The following is an 18,358-nucleotide window of genomic DNA, read 5'->3' on the forward strand; positions in this document are numbered from 1 at the left end:
CCTGTTATCCTAAACCGCCCGGATACCAATACTAGTGTCTACCCTACAGATCTCTCCTGATATACTGGCATGTAAATTAGCTCCTACCGCTGCGCCTTCAGGTATAGTTCCAATTAAATCACCTTTTTTAACCGTATCTCCTACTTTAACAATTGGTAAGGCTGGCGCTCCAATATGCTGAGAGAGAGGCAACGTAACTTCTTTTGCAACCACTTCGTTTGCACTCAGTGGTGCTTTTACATCATATTGAGCAATACCAAGACGTGCTGTCAAACGTTTGGTAGGAATTAAACGATTTATACGGGTTGACAGAGCCTGCTGTGGTTTATTGTTATGAGGATTTTTTATCCCGGCTTTTCCCAATTGCTTTTTCAACTCTGCATTCACTCTGCGGGGAGATAAACCCATGGAACAGCCAAAGGTATCACATGCACCACATTCTGAACACAACAAAGCACGAGAAAAAATAGCTGACTCACCTACCTGCCCTTTACCAATCGCCTGCATGATACGATGAGGTTCTAAACTATGACCTAACAGGTGGCGCGGACAAACATCGGTACAGGCTAAACAATTACAGCATACTGCCTTCGCCCGATTGGCAATCATCTGCCATGTTGTATTTTTTTGTGTAATTAAGGAATGATCTATAGGTAAGACCAAGATGCCTCCTGTAGTTTTGGTAACTGATGCATCTGCGGTAATTAATTTTCCCATCATCGGACCACCGTCAATGATCGCATAAGGGTTCACAAGTGCTCCCCCTGCCAAAGCAATCAGTTCCTGTACTTTCATACCAATGGGCACTTTTAATGTGATTGGTTTGGCCACGGCACCGCCAACTGTAACATATTTATCCGTTACGCCTTGGCCTTTTAAAGCGTCTGCAATATTGATTAGGGTCTCAACATTAGCCACTACCACTCCTACGTGGAGAGGTATACCGCCTTCAGGTACAATTCGGCCCGTGACTTCATGAACAAGTACTTGTTCATCTCCTGCTGGATAAATGTCAGGTAAAAAGAACAAATCAATTTCCTGCTCACCTATCTCTTTTATAGCAGCCTGGAGGTTTTTTGTGGCTTCTTCATACTTACGTTTTAAACCAATATAACCGCGTTTTGCACCAGTGGCTAGCATCACTGTTTTCAAGCCTAGAACCATCTTCGTACTTTCTGCTGCCATGATATGCTGATGAGCTCTTAATAAGGGTTCGCATTCCGCACCATTAACAATCACAAATTCAACAGCAGCGTTGATTTTAACATGGGTAGGAAAACCAGCTCCGCCAGCACCCACTACACCTGCTGCTTTTACCGCGGCGACAATCTCGTCACGCATTTTCTATCAGCTCCCAAACTTTCATCTATCCACTGACTAAATCGCTCTAAGACTCCCCTTTATACAATTGGAAGCACTAGAGCGACTAAGTCTGAAAGATAAGTACACCCCAGCTTCAGATGGAGTAAAGACTCCATCTGAAGCAAGAATTTTTCAATTAGACAATGGAAAAAGCATCAACGAGAACGCATCGTCTTTGCCGAGTAAAGCTGCGTGGTGAGGTTATTCCTTCACCTGTTGGACCAGCAAGAGTAAAGCTGGTAAAGCCTTCTCCACCTACTCCAATTCCTGCATAGGAAGGAGCATTCTTGACAAAGATGGTCGTTTCAACGGCTCTAGCAAATCGGGTTAAGTGATCAACGTTTTTAGAGTGCATCGCTGCCGTATGGCGATTGCCATGCTCTACTCTTACAGCCACTTCAATGGCTTCATCAATGTCTTTTACCTGCACTACTGGTAATACAGGCATCATTAGCTCTTCAATAACAAAAGGATGATCTGCTGGTGTTTCGCATAGAACAACTCGCACACTATCCGGTACATCAATACCAATTTTGCTTAGTAGATATTTTGCATCTTTACCAACATAATCTTTATTAATACCATAGCTTCTTTTCGGCTTATCGGTGCAGCCTTCTGCTATCTTTTCTTCCTGCACTGTCATGATAACGTCAAGCAGGCGATCAATATTGGATCCTGAAATCAGATATGCACCATATTTTTGCATGTAGGTAATCAATCGATCTGCAATCGATCCTATGGCAATTACTTCTTTTTCTGCGATGCAAGGCAAGTTATTATCAAAGGAGCATCCTGCAACAATATCCCGAGCTGCCTTTTCAATATCTGCAGTTTCATCTACGATGACAGGAGGATTGCCAGCCCCTGCACCAATGGCTTTCTTACCAGACGATAAGACTGCCTTAACGACTCCAGGACCACCTGTTGCTACTAACATATTGATTCCTGGATGTTTCATCATTTCATTAGCTGCCTTGATGGAAGGATTTGCCACTGAAGTTAATAGGTTATTTGGACCACCTGCTTTCACGATGGCTTGATTCAACAGTGTGATAATCTTTATGGATGTATTTTTTGCAGTAGGATGTGGGTTGAAGAATACAGTATTCCCCGCAGCAATCATGCCAATTCCATTGCAGATAACCGTTTCTGTTGGATTCGTGGTAGGGGTAATGGCGCCAATGACACCATAAGGTCCCATTTCAATTAATGTTAAACCGTTGTCACCGCTCCAAGCCTGGGTAGTTAGATCTTCTGTGCCAGGTGTTTTAAGCGCAGCTACTTGATTCTTGATAATTTTATCAGATACTCTTCCCATACCGGATTCGTCTACAGCCATTTGCGCCAGAATTGTGGCATTTTCATAGGCTACATCTCGCATTGCTTTGATGAGTACTTCTCTTTTTTCTAAAGATAGAGTCTTTAACTCTTGATATGCTTTGCGGGCTGCAGCCACGGCTTCATCAACCGTTTCAAAAATTCCGTCACCATAACCAGCTGGAGCTGCCTTTGCTCCGGTTTGCATTTTTGTTAAAATTTCTAATGTTATTTTCTCAATTAGAGCTTGATCAATACTCATATAATCTCCTCCTATTAGTATATTGAGTCATTTAAACATTGGATAAGTTTGCAAGGATTTTTTCGGCCAGCGAGGCGGAGGATCCGATCAGATCGAGAATCTGTAAGGTGACGCCAACGAAGCAGGGCGGAAAAAGACTGCAAAATTACCATTGCTTTAGGTGACACAATGTACTAAGTACATCTAGCAGCTAGAGCGGCCCTAGCAACTGTTATATCTTCCTCAACTGTACCACCGCTTACACCTAACCCGCCAATTACATTTCCTCCAGCAACAAGAGGAAATCCACCGCCAAAAGTGATAAATCTACCATTATTTGATGTATTTAAACCAAAGAGTGGCTGTCCTGGCGTTACTACAGAAGCAACTTCTTCTGTAGACATTTTTAAGGCAAGAGCAGTGTAGGCTTTATCAAGGGCTATCGAAATACTTCCTAGCAAGGCACCATCCATACGATGCTGTGCTACCAGATTTCCCCCTGCATCGACTACCGCAATTACCATGGGTACTCCTATTTCTGCTGCTTTTTGTTCCGCTGCTGCGATCAGTTGTTTTGCTTTTCCTAATACACTTACGTGTTCTTCTGCTTTATTCTGTGATTTTTCACCTTCTAATGCTGCTAATACCTTGCTCTTAACAGTCAGTATGACTTCCTCTTGCTCTACACATCGTGCTAAAACATATAAGAAATCGGAAAGGCGGTTTAAATATAAGGATACTGGTACAGTTACTTTTTCTTCTCTTTTCAGACGAATAACACAACGTTCTGCCCGCCGTACCATTGTTCGTGCCAGATCCAGTGCTGCACTGGCAGAACAAGTGCCAGGCGTTATAAAATAGTTTTGAGGAATGCGCTTTTGCTCTAACAGGTCAATCATCGACTCAAGTCCGGCAACATGTGCTTCTGTAATACGGTAGTCAGCAACTTCTAACGATTCCGTTGCCAAGTCTGCATTTAAGGCAATTAACTCTTTCTGAACAGAATCAAGCATGTTAACGGCCCAAGGTGAATGATGAATTAAAGACTTGCCTAAGCCCATAGCAGAAGTTGCTTCATCTACTGTTCCATAAGCCTCTACCCGTAAACTATCCTTATATACTCGCTGCTTACTCAGCAAACTGGTTTGTCCTTCATCTCCCGTTTTTGTATATACTTTCATCATACACTACTCCTCGAGTAAAGCTGTATTTAACTCGATATTATCATTTTGACTTTACCCCTGCACAAGCTCTACACCGTATTCTCGGGCGACATCCCTAGCCAGTGGTGTTAGAATAGTCCCTTTGGGAACCGTGATACTCTTCGTACCATTTTGTGCAGCAGTCTGTATTGCAGCTGCATCCAGCACTGCCTTTTTATGAGCTGGCTTACTTACTGCCGGATCCGCTGTATGATTCACTTTCATCTGCTCTTCTTGGCATAATCGTTCTTGACTGACTTTTGCGATGCTGTCCACAGGAACGAGTTCCATACCAAAGTCTGCTAATTTCTGCAGATTTCCCTGCAAGGCTTTTATAAGACCTGGGGATGAGTTGCCCATAGTATATTGCGCCCGCCAGCTGTCCAAAGGATCAGCAGCATTATATGCTGCAACTACCGGTTTTCCCATCATTAAGCCTTGCAGAATCAGCGTTGAAACCATGGTATCGGATAAGGTATGGGCTACCTTCGCTGCTGTATTTTGAGTGAGTACAGGAATGATCACAATATCCGCTTCCCGCAATGTCTTTCCTGGATACGGCGAATGGGCAGTAACAATGTCAATGTGACTGCCCAGTGCCTCTGTTACTCTTTCAATTCCCAAGATTTGTTCAGCAGATGCAGATAAAACTGCTGTTACCGCAAAACAAAGGCCCTGTAATTTTTTAATTTCGACTAAACCTTGTTCAAATCCAATGGTTCCACCAGTGAAAATAATTAAAGCCTTATGTTGAGATGGAAGGTATTGTTCCTGGGTAACAGGATTTTGTTGCAATTGACGCAAAATTTCCTTTGTAACAAGCTGCACCATTTCTTCATTATCCATGTTACACCTCCCGGCGTCGAGCTAGGGTTACCACGTCGCCACTTTTTAGACCAGTGGCATTTGCCTCATCCGTATCAATATGAAATTCCAAGCAAAAATCAGGCTTTACACGCACTAGCACATTCTTTAATATTGTCGATCTAGTTCCACTAGTCTCGACCCATACACGCTCTCCATCTGAAACACCAAAATGCCGAGCATCATCTGTATGCATGTGAATATGTCTGGTTGCACAGATCAAACCTTCTGATAAAGTAACTGAACCCTGAGTACCAACAATCGTTATACTCGCTGATTGTTCAATATCACCTGAATCACGTAAAGGCGGCACAACACCAAGACTAAATCCGTCGGTACGGGATATTTCAGCTTGTGTTGTCTTGCGCACAGGTCCTAAAACCCGCACACCTCGAATGACACCTTTTGGTCCTACCATAGTGACCGTTTCCGCTGCAGCAAATTCACCAACTTGTTTTAGATCTTTTTGCCGCGTTAAGGTATGACCAGCACCAAACAATATTTCAATATGCTCAGCAGAGAGGTGGATGTGACGGTTCGATACTCCCACAGGAATGTCCATACTTCTTGTCTCTAGTGAGGTAGTCTTTTCCAGAGCCTGCATGACTTGTTTTACGACTTCATCCAATATATTCTTTTCCACTATCACACCTCAATCCACCTATTTTTCTACTTTTATTCAAAAACCGTTAAATCACTCTAAGACTTCCATCTTTCGCAAGTGGAAGTCTTAGTACTGCATCAACCCTAATTCTGTATATACTTACAGTTTAAAGTTGACATTGTCCTAGTGAAGCTACGATTACCTGGAATTAAAACTCTCTGATGAATCGTAACTATTTATAAAGATTCGTCAATTTTAGGAAGAATTTTCTCAATATCGGTATGAGGACGTGGAATCACATGAACTGAAATCAGTTCACCAACTCTTTGAGCTGCTGCAGCTCCTGTATCAGTAGCTGCTTTTACTGCTCCTACATCACCACGTACTAAAACAGTCACCAAACCAGATCCAATTTTTTCATAACCCACTAATATTACATTAGCCGCCTTAACCATTGCATCTGCAGCTTCTATTGCACCTACTAAACCTTTTGTTTCTACCATTCCTAAAGCTTCTCCGCGCATATTATTCCGCCTCCTTATTATTTCTATCATAATGAATACAAGTTATTTTAGGGTCACCCTTAACTCTAGGGCAAGCAGGATCGCCGCAAATGTTACAATAACCGGATATTTTTTTGGGTTGTGCTGTAATTGGCAATTGTTCACTCGGCTCTATCTTTTTTTTTTCTGCTGTTTCGATTTCCTCTTGCACTTCTAACTGCAGTTCATCTACTGCAACAATCTCTTTATCCTTCTGAATTTCTTCAGATTTTTCTTTTTCTACCAAACTCTTTTTTTCTTTGAATCCTACTGTATCCTTGGTTGTTACAATGCCAGACAACGTGTCATGCGGTCTAGGTATAATATGAGTAGCGAATACCTTATTGACCTTACTGCCAGCTGCTTTACCAGCTTGAATAGCAGCTGAGACTGCACCAACGTTGCCAGTCAATTTAATAACCACCATTCCGCCACCTTTTGTCATCTCATAACCAATTAACTGTACATTGGCTGCTTTCAGTGCCGCATCAGCGGCTTCCAATGCTGCAGCTAACCCAACGATTTCAATGAGACCTAAAGCGTTTTGGACCATGCTTTCACCTCCCCATGGCCTTGTGCACTTTCTTGAAGAACCTTTTGGACAATACGGTAGACTACCTGGTATAAGTCATCCCGATGATTTGTTTCATAGCTTTCATTTTTTGACGGTCGATCTTTAAAAGGAATTCCTTTTACTAAACGTGCGGCATTATAGCCAAAATGCCGCCACTGGACAGGACTTCCGGCTTCTTGTAAGGAAAAGAGCGGTTTTTGGGCAGGCAGCTTGACATAATGAATGCACAGGTCTTCTAGTCCAATTCCGACTCCGACTCCCAGTTTTGACTTAGAAGCCCCTTCATAAGATAGTGCTGCGGCATTTGTTTCATTACTTTGCACTACAGTATAAGGTATTCCCTCTTCTTCCATTCCCGCTTGTACTTCTCGTAACTTCTCTTCACCGCTTGGGTGAGGAGCTAAATAGATGAGGATACAAGGTTTATTTTGATCTGGCAGCATAGCATCACGCCTCTCTGTCAAGATATGACAGTACCAGTCCAGTAGCTACTGCATTGCGTGAACCTTCGGAACCTCTAATATTTCCTCGTCCGCATACAATGCTATATTCAGCCAATGCATCGGTCACCATATCTCCTACTTCAAAATCCATGGCAGATCCCCCGACTAGTACAACAAACTCAATATGGCGAATATTGCCTGTAGGTGCCACGCAGCTTAAAGACCGAATTGCATTTGTTACGAAAACGCGTTTTTTAGCCTCTCGCCTTATGTGACGAATCTTATCCAAAGGATGAGAGCTGGGGATTGGAACCATTTCGCCATCTTTTAGAATTACCACACGAGAAAAAACCTGTGGCGGAAGGTGCTGTTCATAAAAACGAACGGTTCCATCTTCCAGCCTGATATGATATAAACTTTCGACTTTAGCCAATGGATATTTTTTAATATCCTCTGCCAGATCGAAATCATTTAATCCCAGTTCAGAATTGATCAGCATGGTAACCATATCACCAGCACCAGCCAAATGGATGGACAATACACGTTCGTCCCTCGTGATAATAGCCGCATCTGTTGATCCGCCGCCCATATCAAGGATTGCCAAGGGCTTATCTGTACCGGGAGTTGTTAATGCCCCGCGAATCGCCATATTTGCCTCAACCCCTGCAATGACCACGCCTACACCCAAATTACTTCTCAATTGATTCGCAATTTGTTCCATGGGAAGGCGGCTTGTTTTTACCATAGCCGCTAAAGCCACGGCATTTTCCAGAGCAAATTCTCCTGCTAAACCGCCTTGTACTTTTTGCGGTACAAAGGTATCAACAGCCAGAATATCTTGTATTTTCATATCGCCAAGGTGCTGCTCTGTAAGCTCACTCATAACCTGGCGAACCCTTTCTAACATTCCACTTACATGAGTGCCAGCTTCGCCTTGCACATCAAGAACTGGCTGCACTCTTTCCACCGTTTCCATAATTTTCCCAGCCCCAGATTCAACATCAATATCAGCTTTACCCTTTGACCCAAAGATGGTGATAAATCCTGCAGGGATGGTTCGTGCTTTTACATCACCTTGGGGGGTACGCACAACAACCGCTGAGCGATTGCCAATTAAGGCACGAGCAATGGGTACCACCATCTTTGTATCGCCAGCTGATAATTCAAATACTGTGGCGATTCCGTAGGGGTTTGATAAGGTTCTAATGGTTTGTCCCGGCTCTGCCACTTCTACAGCTGCCAGCATCCCAATAGGAACCTTTTCAATCATTGTTACTTCATCCACTACGGGTATTATTTTCTGCAAACGATTTGCAATAAGTACTGCATCATCTTGCCGTACAATGACTCCCTGAAGGTCAATCCCTCGTGCTAATGCTTGATTCAGAACGCGAGCAGCATCTTCAAAATCAATGTTTTCCGGGATGACACAAATCACTTTTTCACCAGACGTAAGGCTTTCCAGCTGACTGAAGGAAACGGTCTGCCCAACACCTAAGCCTACACCGCCTGGGGTAGATGGGTTATGTCCAATCATTGTGGATTCTGTAATAATTGTTTCGGTAATGGTTTCCATTGCCAAGTCACCAATTACAGGTGTTGCTTCATTCAACCTGATTTCAGACAAGTCCGCCATTGTCATTCCAGCTTTTTTCAACGCTTCTTCTAAAGCAATGACAATGCCTGGAATATTTGCCAACGTACCTTTTATGCCTGTAGTCTTGACAATACTACTGGTATAAAACTTTGTTACCTTTGCTGATTCCATTGCAGCCAAGCAAACTTCTGTTGTAGAATTCCCAATATCTACACCTGCAATTATAGCCATGAAAATTCCACCTTACTCCGCTCTGAGACGATTACGCCGTTCGTATACTCCTGCAGCCTCTCTCACAAAAGCGGCATTTATTTTTGCATTGTATTTCGTATCTAATTCATCTGCAATGGCTATTAATTCTGCTCTAGTGGACCGATAAGGACGAAGAGCGTTGTAAATTTGCAGTATTCGTTCATCAGGAATGGCCGTTAATTCAGCAGCCCGGCGCAAATTATCACCAAACTGCGTTCTGCCAACACCATCTGCGATTTCGCCTTGCATACGTAATGTTTCTGGAGCAATACGCACATCTTGAGGTTTAACATCACCATTTAACACATTTGCTAAAGTAATATCTGAAAGTTTCTTCCCTGTAGGAGATTTTAATAACTCCGGTCTTTTGGTAGCTAAAGGATAGTCACGATCCGGATTTAATCCTTGGGTAGCCACTCTTGGAGCAGCTTGCGCTGTTTGTGCTGCTGGTGCACTGCCTTTAGTCATGGATTTTAATACTTCACGAACCATATCTTCAATCATTTTTTCTTGAGACATATCAATCACCTCCGCTTAGTTAAATTTTACTTCGATTTCGACTGGCTTAGCGCCTTGAATTACATGTTCGGTTTCTTTTATGTGCAATACGGCTGCTTTTGCCTGAAACTTAGGTCTCGCCATTTGATCATTTTTCGTTGGTACTGGCACAGGGGATTCACCCTTTGCATATTTTGCCGCATTACGCCCAATGGCACGATAGGCTGGCAAATCAAGTAAAGGAGATTGGGAGAAAAGTTCCAGATTACTAAGTGGCGGCAAATCTTTCTGATGAATTACCGTTGTCCCTCTGGATTGTATACCAATCGCAATTCCAGATCCGCTTAGCTTAGTACCATCATGAGCATCAAAAGCAACGTCAGAAGTACGCAGTACTCTTATCACTCTGGCAGTTAACCCTTCTTCTTCAATGCCTGCGATCATTTCACGCAATACATCACTGTGAGGAATATTGACAATGGTTTTATTTTGATATTTTCCAAAAGCTGGAGCCAAGGCAATTACCACTTCATCGGCTCTTGTGCCTGGACGTGCTTCCCCTTTTTCCACTAAGGTCATGGGACGTCCTGTCGCAGCAGCTGTTGCTGTATTTGTAGTAGGTTTAGGCTGTTCCATACCTTGCAGCACTTGCAGAATGATTTCCCGAATCACTTGCTCGTTAATTTGCATTACACTACACCTCTCTTTCTAACTTAAGCATCATAATCAGACGGATTGATTGCCTGACTGATGTTTTTGATTTCATTCCATCTTTCATCACTAATTTGGTAGCCAGTTCCTGGACCTTGATAGTCATTACGGCTGTTTACCGCACTGATAACATTAAAGTTTTTGTCCAGAATCGCGGATGTATGGAGATAATCTCCGGAAATACGCTGTTTTAAAATATTTAAGATATGCTCCGCCAAATCGGTAAAGCCAGTTTTTGCCAATGCTTTTACGATATCGATACCTGTAATGCCGCGGCTCATTAGTTCTTGAGCAGCTTTTAAATCTTCAACTACATTACGTGCTGGCACATCTTTACTGCCATGAGCATAGGTTGCAGCTTCCACTTCTTCATCGGTAATTGCTGGGAAGCCTAGTTCTTTAAATACAGCCTGAAGTCCTTTGGCTGCCTTATTACGAACTGCGATGACTTCTTCTTCTAAAGCTGGACGCAAACCGCCATCTACTTTCAAGTCACGCTGCAAGATATTCCAATCATCATAATCATCAACATCCCAGTTTGAACCAGCAAACATATTATCATAATTCGGTGTACCGCTATAGCCCGAGCAGATAAAGTCTGTACCAGGAAGGAACTGCATTAAGGTACGGGCTGTTTTGCGAATATCCGAATGTGTAAAGGTTTGGTCATTACTGGATGCTACTTCCATGTCTAACATCGCTGCGCAAAGGTTTTCTGCCAATACAGCGCGAATCCCCGATGGAACAGCAGCCGGCACGCCAATACAACTTACAGAACCATTCTGCAGACCTTGTACTCCAGCACCTCTGGTAAGCATGATGCAGCGAATTTCCAAATACAGCATGGATTTTCCTTCTGCGTAGCCCATCTGTACTTCTGAACCAGTACCGGAAGTAAATCTCATTTTCAAGCCCCGTGAAGCATAGGCTGAAGCAAGAAATGCTTTTGACCAAGGTGTATCATCACCATCAACAAATACATTTTCTGTACCATATACGGAAATCGTTTCTGCATAAGCAGTAATACCGCGCATACCAAGTTCTAGTTCCGTTGCTTCTTCCAAAGCACATTGAATCAGTGTACCACCTCGACCAGCTTGGCTGCCTATTAATAATGCCAAGGCATTAAAAGGGGCATAACGTACAACAGCAACGGTAGTTTCCATTTCATCAAAGCCACGCAATGCAGCTTCTGCACCATCAGCAGCAATCAAAACTGGATTATCATTTACATTCGTAATATGACATTGGTTAGAAGGAATTTTGCGAGCTCGCATTTTCTGCATAGCCATCATCATTTCTACTACATTCATGGTATTAAACACAGCTACCAGTTTGGCAGCGGTTAAACCACGCACAATGTCAACCACTTCTTTTCTCGAAACATTTACATCAACAAGCATTTTGGCAATTTGGCTAGCTTCCATTGCCATTGCTTTTTCGGCAATCTTTACATCAATCGCATAATCGGCAATGAATTGCTCAATAAAATCGAAATTACTGCGAGCAACGCCGTCCATTTCTACGATTTTGCCATTCTCAATTTTGATACTAGGCACCGGATCGTTAGGGCTGCCCATAGCGATCAGACCAACCTCTGGCCATTCTTTTACGAAACCGTCCTGATTTACAGGGCGGGCAGCTAAAACTTCAAAACGTTTTGATCTCTTCATTGTTTTCCCCTCCCTGCTTTAGATATATGGTTTAGTTGATGATGGAGCCGGACCGGCCATAGCTTCCAATAATTTGACGCCTACTTCTTTAGCGGCAAGTACTGCTTGGCGTACAGCACCAGAATCACCAGTAACCTGAAGAATTACTTCATTCGAATAGCTCGTCCCGCTTGCTGGACTGCCATAGCCAACTACTTCAACATTAGCAGTTTTCACTGCAACATCAGACATAAGTACGCCAATGGCAGCAGGAGCACCAACAATCAATCCAAAGGCTTTTCCCACTGGAGCACCAAAGGCTTTATTAATTGCATAGCTTGCCCGAGCTGTATATTGCAACTCAATATGCCCAGCATCATTGCCATATACATCGCCAAAAGTACGATCTAGTTCTTTTAATGCGACTTCAATTGCACGACGAGCATCTGACACTTCTTCTGCACCAAAGAGGATCAATGAACCATGTCCTGCTCCACCTTTGGTGTCACGAGGCAATTCAATGGAAATAATCTCAGTATTGGTTGCCTTTACAGCTTCATCAGCAGCCATAATATGTGGGCCAGCACCAGTACGAGCACCTAAAATACCAATGGAACGATATTTAGGATCGATTTTCATTTTTTCATGCAGCATAGGATCCACATTTGCAATCACTAAACCAATGGTATCACCAATTGCAGTTCCCACAAATTCAGTGATACCAGGATTTACTGATGCTTTAGGTTTTTCTTGAACCCCTTGCGCAGCAGTAGGAGCATTATTCTCCATACGCTTTTTAATTTCATCCATAACCTTATCAATTAATTGCTCTTGCATATAATTCTACCTCCACATTTAATTCCTATTTTATTTTTGGAAGAATTTTTTCCACATCTGTATGGGGACGTGGAATAACGTGAATAGACACGACTTCGCCAACTTTTTGAGCCGCTGCGGCACCTGCATCTGTTGCCGCTTTGATCGCACCAACATCACCACGCACCATTACTGTCACTAAGCCAGAGCCAATTTTTTCATAACCTACTAATTCAACGTTTGCTGCCTTTACCATAGCATCTGCAGCTTCAATAGCACCTACTAATCCTTTTGTTTCAATCATCCCTAATGCTTCGCTCATGAACTACACCTCCCTTCCCTAAAGTGTGCAATTAATTCTTCTATCCCTTCTCCAGTACGAGAGGAAACGAAGAAGATTGGTTCTTTAACACCGACCTCCATTAAGCGAGATTTGGCTTTCTCTCGATCAATGCCAGGTACATCGACTTTTGTTACTACCCCAATAACAGGGCGGGAAAACATTCCGGCAAATCCAGGCGGCAGAGTTACTTTCAGATTCGTTGCATCCTGTACAACAGCGACAACAGATGCTTGCATAGCTGTTGTCATTAATGCCGAATAGAAACGCGGTATCTGAGCATATTCTCCAGGAGTGTCAATGGCTCCATCTGAAAACTGAATACTTTGGGTCTTTGCGGCTGATCGGACATCTTTTTGCAGCGTATGAATCAAAGATGTCTTGCCCGCCCCTATTGCTCCAACTAACATTACCTTCTGCATATCATGACTTCGTTTGTTTGGGACCACTAAAACCCAAACTATTGACCAATAAATTGGTTACTTGCTTAAGGGCCGCTTCCACATTAGATACGGTACCGACCAGTACCAGTGATCCCGTAAAACGGTCCATAAAGCCAATCTTTACATCTGCTGCTTTTGTTGCCACATCCGCTGCAATAATGGCAGCTTCACTAGGGGTAATGGTTAAGATTCCAATCGCCGAAGTACTCTCTAACCCCAACTTGTCACATAACTCTTTTTTGGGATTGGATATGAGGTGGGCTAAGGTCACTTGTTTGCCTGGTACATATTCTTGAACCACTCTTGCCTTTTCTTCCGACATACCATTTCCTCGCATTCCTTACATTAGTTTGACAATTATAACTATTTCCCGTTTTTACTTTTTTACCTTGCATATTTATTGCTTAGCCACTGGACATAATTGCTATATCCGCCTCAACCATAATCTGGATATTTTTTTCGCATTTATCTTGCAGGATTATTTTGTTTTTTTATTCAAATATTTCTACTACAAAAGCAAAATAGGACTACTTTACCGTAGTCCTATTTTATCTTTCATAATCCTTTTTATTCAGAATTATATTCCATTCTTTTTTTGCTCTGATATAGAACTTTTTTGCATCGCTTTTTTACTCTTGCTTGCTATTACGAATTTCATTTCGATACTGATTTGGCGTCATTCCCATTGTCTGACGAAATACACGGCTAAAGTAGCTGGCATCTTGATATCCTACCTCTGCAGCAATTCGCACTGCCGTAAAATCAGGATTCTGCAGCATTTTCTTCGCTTTTTCAATTCTTACTTTCGTTAGAAAATCTACAAAATTATAACCTTTCTCTTGTTTGAAAAGCCTGCTAAAATAAAAAGGACTTAAATGCACTGTTTGGGCAACTTCTTCTAAGGATATATTCCTATGATAGTTTTTTACAATATAATCACATGCTTTATTAATGACCCTAAGGTTCATACTGCTTCTATTTTCAAGCATATTGTCCATAAAATGATCCAAAGAAGCAAACAGCCATGCCTCTACCTGTGTTTTATTATTACACTCATGCAAGTGATTTATACAATTTAAATTCAATAGTGTTAATTGTTCTACATTGGCACCACCCTCCACCGCTGACCGAGACAATACAATCAACAATTCCAGCACACATGCTTTAATCGTATCCATATTAGCCTTACTGGCAAATATTCCATCTAACAATTCATGCAGTGCTTCTTTTGCTTGCTTGCGATCACCGCATCGCACCTTGTCAAGCACATTTCGCTCATAGTGAAAAGGATAGTTAAAAGGTCCTGTAATCAGATAGGGTACATCCTCCACGTGAATGATCTGACTATCGCCTAAATAAAACCGTTGCCGCTGCGCATGCAGAGCTTCTAAATAGGACTTATGAATTTCTCGTGGATCACTGTAATACCGCCCAATTCCGATGGTAATACTGATATTCATAGTTTGCGCAATACACTCTTGTATATCAGCAGCGATTTTTTGTGCATTACTTTTTATTCTTTCTTCGCTTTCCACTTCAGCAAACCCTAATAAAACAATCAAATTGTCACTGCCAAAAGGGGTAACCAATGCATAATCACCAGCAACACTACAAATAAGTTTGTGAATTTTTTGTTTAATCATTTGCTTTTCTAATTCACTATCGCTAGAGGTAAGCTGTTTAAAATTATCAACATCAATAACCAAGACTACACCAGGGTCCACTTTCATTCCCAAAAAACGGGATCGTTCTTGAAAATGCTCCATTTCTTTAATATTTCCGGAAATCAAATCATAGACAAAAGACATTTGAATAAAGGGAATGGCATCTTCTACACTTTTTCGCAAAGAAGCTTCTTCTTGTTTTTTTCGCTTCAATTCATCCACTTTTTGAATGGTAAGTTCTAAGGTATGCATAATGTCATCCGGGCGAACAGGCTTTAAGAGATATTCTACAACTCCAATCGTTAATGCTTGTTTTGCATAACTAAATTCATCAAAAGCCGTGAGCATGATAATTACAGTATCAGGCGATAAAGCACGAATGCGCTTTGCCGCTTCCAGCCCGTTCATTTCCGGCATGCGGATATCCATTAAAACAATATCCGGTCTTTGCGCTGCAGCAATCTGAACAGCACTCTTTCCATCTCCCGTTTCGCCAATCACCTTAATGGCAGGACATTTTTGCGTAACAATAAAGTGTAAGGCCTGTCTTTCTAATTGTTCATCATCTACAATCAATAATGTATACATTCTTTTCTCCTTGCTACACTGCTCTTACATTGGACTGTAGGGAAGGCGGATGTAAATGCTCGTCCCTTCTCCTAGTTTGCTTTCCATCGTAAGGCCGTATTCATTACCGAAGTAATGCTGAATTCGCTTGTGAACATTAATAATTCCCAAGCCTGTCGTTTGCCCATGAATTTGTTTACGTTTTTCCTCACGAAAAATAGCTGCAACTTCCTCGGATGATATTCCAATGCCAGTATCCTTGACAATGAGAATAACCTGTTCCCCCTCAAGTCGCCCACTAATATGAACCACTCCACCTTCCACCTTACTTTCCAGTCCATGGATAATGGCATTCTCCACTAAAGGTTGAAGAGTCAGAGGAGGAATTTTCATTTCCATAACGGACGCATCCACATCAATATAGGTCTGTATACGTTCGCCAAAACGCATCTTCTGAATCAGCAAATAATCTTTTATGGATTTTACTTCTTGTTCTAAGGTTCTTAATATTTCTATATCCCGCAAATTATTACGTAACAAATCAGATAAAGCATAGACTACTTCCTGAGTCTGACTCGCTCCCTCCAGCATTGCTAAACGAGCTATGGTATTTAAGGTATTAAATAAAAAATGCGGGTTGACCTGAGATTGCAGTGCTTTTAATTCCGTAGCACGAAGCATTGTTTCTAATTCTGCCTTGGCCTTTATCTCTTTTACAAGGTGCTTGCCCGCAAGATTGGCCACACCAATTTCTACAATATAATTTGACATAATGTAGATTAGATCAGCTGCCGCCTTTATGCGTTTTTCCGGCACGACTTCTACGATATCAAAAAATTCGGATAATCTTGCTTCCTCTAGTCCCAAATCCTCTGTACAGCAGAACATATTGCTTTTAACATCATTATCTTCCTGTAGCAAAATAACTTGTCCTGCGAGAAATGCACCAATATATTGATTCTCTACAACTATAGGAGCCGCTAAATCCGTCAAGCCAGCATGACATGTATACACAAAAGGTTTCTGGTTACGGCGTCCGCCCTTATCATCACATTGCACACATCGAGTTAACCCTTGAGGAAGAGAACGAACATAGCTGCAAAATTTTGTGAAATTACTGGGTTTCGTAATCGGATTACCTTCAGGATCAACAATCACTGCCGCCAATCCAGTTGCTTCAGAGAATTTATCTTGTATTTCTTGTAAAATTTGAGTATTGACAATTTCGCCTAAGGTAAATCGATTTAATGCTTGCACTCGCAATCCTCCCCTTATCAAAACTTCTATACTATATCATTTTGTTGTATCATCCAATGACCAAACCACTCCAAGACCCCCATCTTTGACAAGCGGGACCTTAGAGCGGCAGCATCTTTTGATAATATGACTCCATGCAGCTAATGTGAAAAATATCAGCTGAATTAAGCCGTCCTTAACATGATAAGTATTAGATAAAAGGGAAACTAGTTCCTGCAAACAGCAATATTTTACTATATTACAGCAAGCAAAGACAACATACTATACGGCAGCAGTCTGTGCTGACGCGGGTTCACTTAATACAAAATCGGAAAGTCTTGCCATGTTTTGCATGGTGTATGACATGGTTTTCAGCATAGAGACCATTAGAATCGCGCCTGTCCCCTCACCTAAAGCCATGTTGGCATGAATAATCACATCATCTGCCGGAATATTGCCCAACAATAGTGAATAAGCCATACCTGGTTCTTTTGACATATGAGAAGGAATCCCGTACTTTTCAATTGTATTGTCTATACGAAATGCACAAGCATAGGCTACTGCTGTGATAAATCCATCGATTACAAAAGGAACTCCTAGTTTTGCACATTGCAGCATTCCAGAACAAATACCTACAATGTCAAATCCTCCTACACAGCGTAAAATATCTTCTACTTTTTGCATTTTATTTTTATGACACTCTACACCTTTTGCTACTATATTTCGTTTATGCTTTAAGAATTCGTTGCTGCTCAATCCTGCTCCATAGCCAACAATGAATTCCGGTGGCATTCCCGTAAGAGCATGTAAAACAGCCGACGAGGTTGTCGTATTGCCAATTCCCATTTCACCAAAAGAGAAGATATTCACTCCTTCCCGCTGAACTAGATCTGCTACCACTTCTTTTCCAACCGCCCAAGCCCGATCAAATTCTTCTTGCGTCATAGCCTCTTCTTTCATAAAATTCTTCGTTCCAAAGGCTACTTTATGATGAATGCCAGCTTCTTGCGCATTATTAATACCAATGTCAATCACGCTGTAAGGTATTTGATTACATTGGCAAAAACAACTTATTGTCGCTTTGCCGTCTGCCATATTCTTGGCTTGCAGATAGGTAATTTCCCCAGGGTAATTGACAACACCTTCTTCAATAATTCCATTATCAGCCGCAAAGATGATATGATGCGGTTTCATCTCTGAGTGAATTTCTCCCCATGCCAATATTACTTTCTTGAGGTGTTTCTCTAATTTTCCTAAACTCTGAGGTGGCTTAGCCGCCCCATTCAGCAATTCATCAACTCTGGCTTCCAAATCCATATCTACCCCTCCTAAAATTATAATAGATAAGAAAAACGCTACTAAAACAGAAAACGAATCGGAACCGGTCTAACCCCCTATTTTTAGACATGAGCCTTAACGAACCTCATTCAATC

19 protein-coding genes are annotated in these 18,358 nt (G+C 41.9%); all 19 read right to left on the reverse strand.

Annotated elements, in window-relative coordinates:
• Nucleotides 1-9: 9 nt before the first annotated feature.
• The 19 genes from LMF89_RS19480 to LMF89_RS19570 all read right to left on the reverse strand — a co-directional run bounded on the left by LMF89_RS19480 (nt 10) and on the right by LMF89_RS19570 (nt 18,242).
• Nucleotides 10-1,341 (reverse strand): SLBB domain-containing protein, encoded by a 1,332-nt coding sequence (locus tag LMF89_RS19480; protein WP_229536528.1) that lies wholly within the window; start codon nt 1,339-1,341, stop codon nt 10-12.
• Nucleotides 1,342-1,498: 157 nt separating this feature from the next.
• On the reverse strand, nt 1,499-2,941 hold the full coding sequence (locus tag LMF89_RS19485) for an aldehyde dehydrogenase family protein (RefSeq protein ID WP_229536529.1): 1,443 nt from the start codon (nt 2,939-2,941) through the stop codon (nt 1,499-1,501).
• A gap of 173 nt (nt 2,942-3,114) precedes the next feature.
• A complete protein-coding gene (locus tag LMF89_RS19490; protein ID WP_229536530.1) occupies nt 3,115-4,104 on the reverse strand; it encodes a cob(I)yrinic acid a,c-diamide adenosyltransferase in 990 nt (329 codons plus the stop codon).
• 51 nt (nt 4,105-4,155) lie between these two features.
• Nucleotides 4,156-4,968, reverse strand: coding sequence for a flavoprotein (locus LMF89_RS19495; RefSeq protein ID WP_229536531.1), 813 nt, complete (start codon nt 4,966-4,968; stop codon nt 4,156-4,158).
• 1 nt (nt 4,969) lies between these two features.
• The gene (pduL, locus tag LMF89_RS19500; protein WP_229536532.1) at nt 4,970-5,635 is read right to left on the reverse strand and encodes a phosphate propanoyltransferase; all 666 of its coding nucleotides are present in this window, start codon (nt 5,633-5,635) and stop codon (nt 4,970-4,972) included.
• Nucleotides 5,636-5,826: 191 nt separating this feature from the next.
• Nucleotides 5,827-6,114, reverse strand: coding sequence for an ethanolamine utilization microcompartment protein EutM (gene eutM, locus LMF89_RS19505; protein WP_007933515.1), 288 nt, complete (start codon nt 6,112-6,114; stop codon nt 5,827-5,829).
• Nucleotide 6,115: 1 nt separating this feature from the next.
• Nucleotides 6,116-6,685 carry a BMC domain-containing protein gene (locus LMF89_RS26075; RefSeq protein WP_304622619.1) on the reverse strand — a complete coding sequence of 190 codons (570 nt, stop codon included), beginning with the start codon at nt 6,683-6,685 and terminating at the stop codon, nt 6,116-6,118.
• Nucleotides 6,667-7,149: a glycerol dehydratase reactivase beta/small subunit family protein gene (locus LMF89_RS19515; RefSeq protein WP_229536533.1), complete on the reverse strand. Its 483-nt coding sequence runs from the start codon at nt 7,147-7,149 to the stop codon at nt 6,667-6,669. Before LMF89_RS19515 ends, LMF89_RS26075 begins: the two co-directional genes overlap by 19 nt.
• Before the next feature lie 4 nt (nt 7,150-7,153).
• Nucleotides 7,154-8,977, reverse strand: coding sequence for a diol dehydratase reactivase subunit alpha (locus LMF89_RS19520; RefSeq protein ID WP_229536534.1), 1,824 nt, complete (start codon nt 8,975-8,977; stop codon nt 7,154-7,156).
• A 12-nt stretch (nt 8,978-8,989) separates the two neighbouring features.
• Nucleotides 8,990-9,517 (reverse strand): diol dehydratase small subunit, encoded by a 528-nt coding sequence (locus tag LMF89_RS19525; RefSeq protein ID WP_229536535.1) that lies wholly within the window; start codon nt 9,515-9,517, stop codon nt 8,990-8,992.
• A gap of 15 nt (nt 9,518-9,532) precedes the next feature.
• On the reverse strand, nt 9,533-10,186 hold the full coding sequence (locus tag LMF89_RS19530; RefSeq protein WP_007958409.1) for a propanediol/glycerol family dehydratase medium subunit: 654 nt from the start codon (nt 10,184-10,186) through the stop codon (nt 9,533-9,535).
• Between the two features lie 23 nt (nt 10,187-10,209).
• Complete coding sequence (locus LMF89_RS19535) at nt 10,210-11,880, reverse strand: propanediol/glycerol family dehydratase large subunit (RefSeq protein WP_007958410.1); 1,671 nt, start codon at nt 11,878-11,880, stop codon at nt 10,210-10,212.
• An 18-nt stretch (nt 11,881-11,898) separates the two neighbouring features.
• A complete protein-coding gene (pduB, locus tag LMF89_RS19540) occupies nt 11,899-12,696 on the reverse strand; it encodes a propanediol utilization microcompartment protein PduB (protein ID WP_229536536.1) in 798 nt (265 codons plus the stop codon).
• A gap of 25 nt (nt 12,697-12,721) precedes the next feature.
• Nucleotides 12,722-12,997: an ethanolamine utilization microcompartment protein EutM gene (gene eutM / locus LMF89_RS19545; protein ID WP_007933527.1), complete on the reverse strand. Its 276-nt coding sequence runs from the start codon at nt 12,995-12,997 to the stop codon at nt 12,722-12,724.
• Nucleotides 12,994-13,437 carry a EutP/PduV family microcompartment system protein gene (locus tag LMF89_RS19550; RefSeq protein ID WP_229536537.1) on the reverse strand — a complete coding sequence of 148 codons (444 nt, stop codon included), beginning with the start codon at nt 13,435-13,437 and terminating at the stop codon, nt 12,994-12,996. The genes eutM (LMF89_RS19545) and LMF89_RS19550 overlap by 4 nt, the downstream gene beginning before the upstream one ends.
• A gap of 1 nt (nt 13,438) precedes the next feature.
• Nucleotides 13,439-13,780 (reverse strand): ethanolamine utilization microcompartment protein EutS, encoded by a 342-nt coding sequence (eutS, locus tag LMF89_RS19555; RefSeq protein WP_229536538.1) that lies wholly within the window; start codon nt 13,778-13,780, stop codon nt 13,439-13,441.
• Nucleotides 13,781-14,087: 307 nt separating this feature from the next.
• A complete protein-coding gene (locus LMF89_RS19560) occupies nt 14,088-15,710 on the reverse strand; it encodes a response regulator transcription factor (protein ID WP_229536539.1) in 1,623 nt (540 codons plus the stop codon).
• A gap of 24 nt (nt 15,711-15,734) precedes the next feature.
• Entirely contained in the window at nt 15,735-16,946 is a 1,212-nt protein-coding gene (locus tag LMF89_RS19565; protein ID WP_229536540.1) for a sensor histidine kinase, read from the reverse strand.
• Between the two features lie 261 nt (nt 16,947-17,207).
• Entirely contained in the window at nt 17,208-18,242 is a 1,035-nt protein-coding gene (locus LMF89_RS19570) for a nicotinate-nucleotide--dimethylbenzimidazole phosphoribosyltransferase (protein ID WP_229536541.1), read from the reverse strand.
• Nucleotides 18,243-18,358 lie beyond the last annotated feature (116 nt).

This window comes from Pelosinus baikalensis (assembly GCF_020819555.1).
GTDB classification, from domain to species: domain Bacteria; phylum Bacillota; class Negativicutes; order DSM-13327; family DSM-13327; genus Pelosinus; species Pelosinus baikalensis.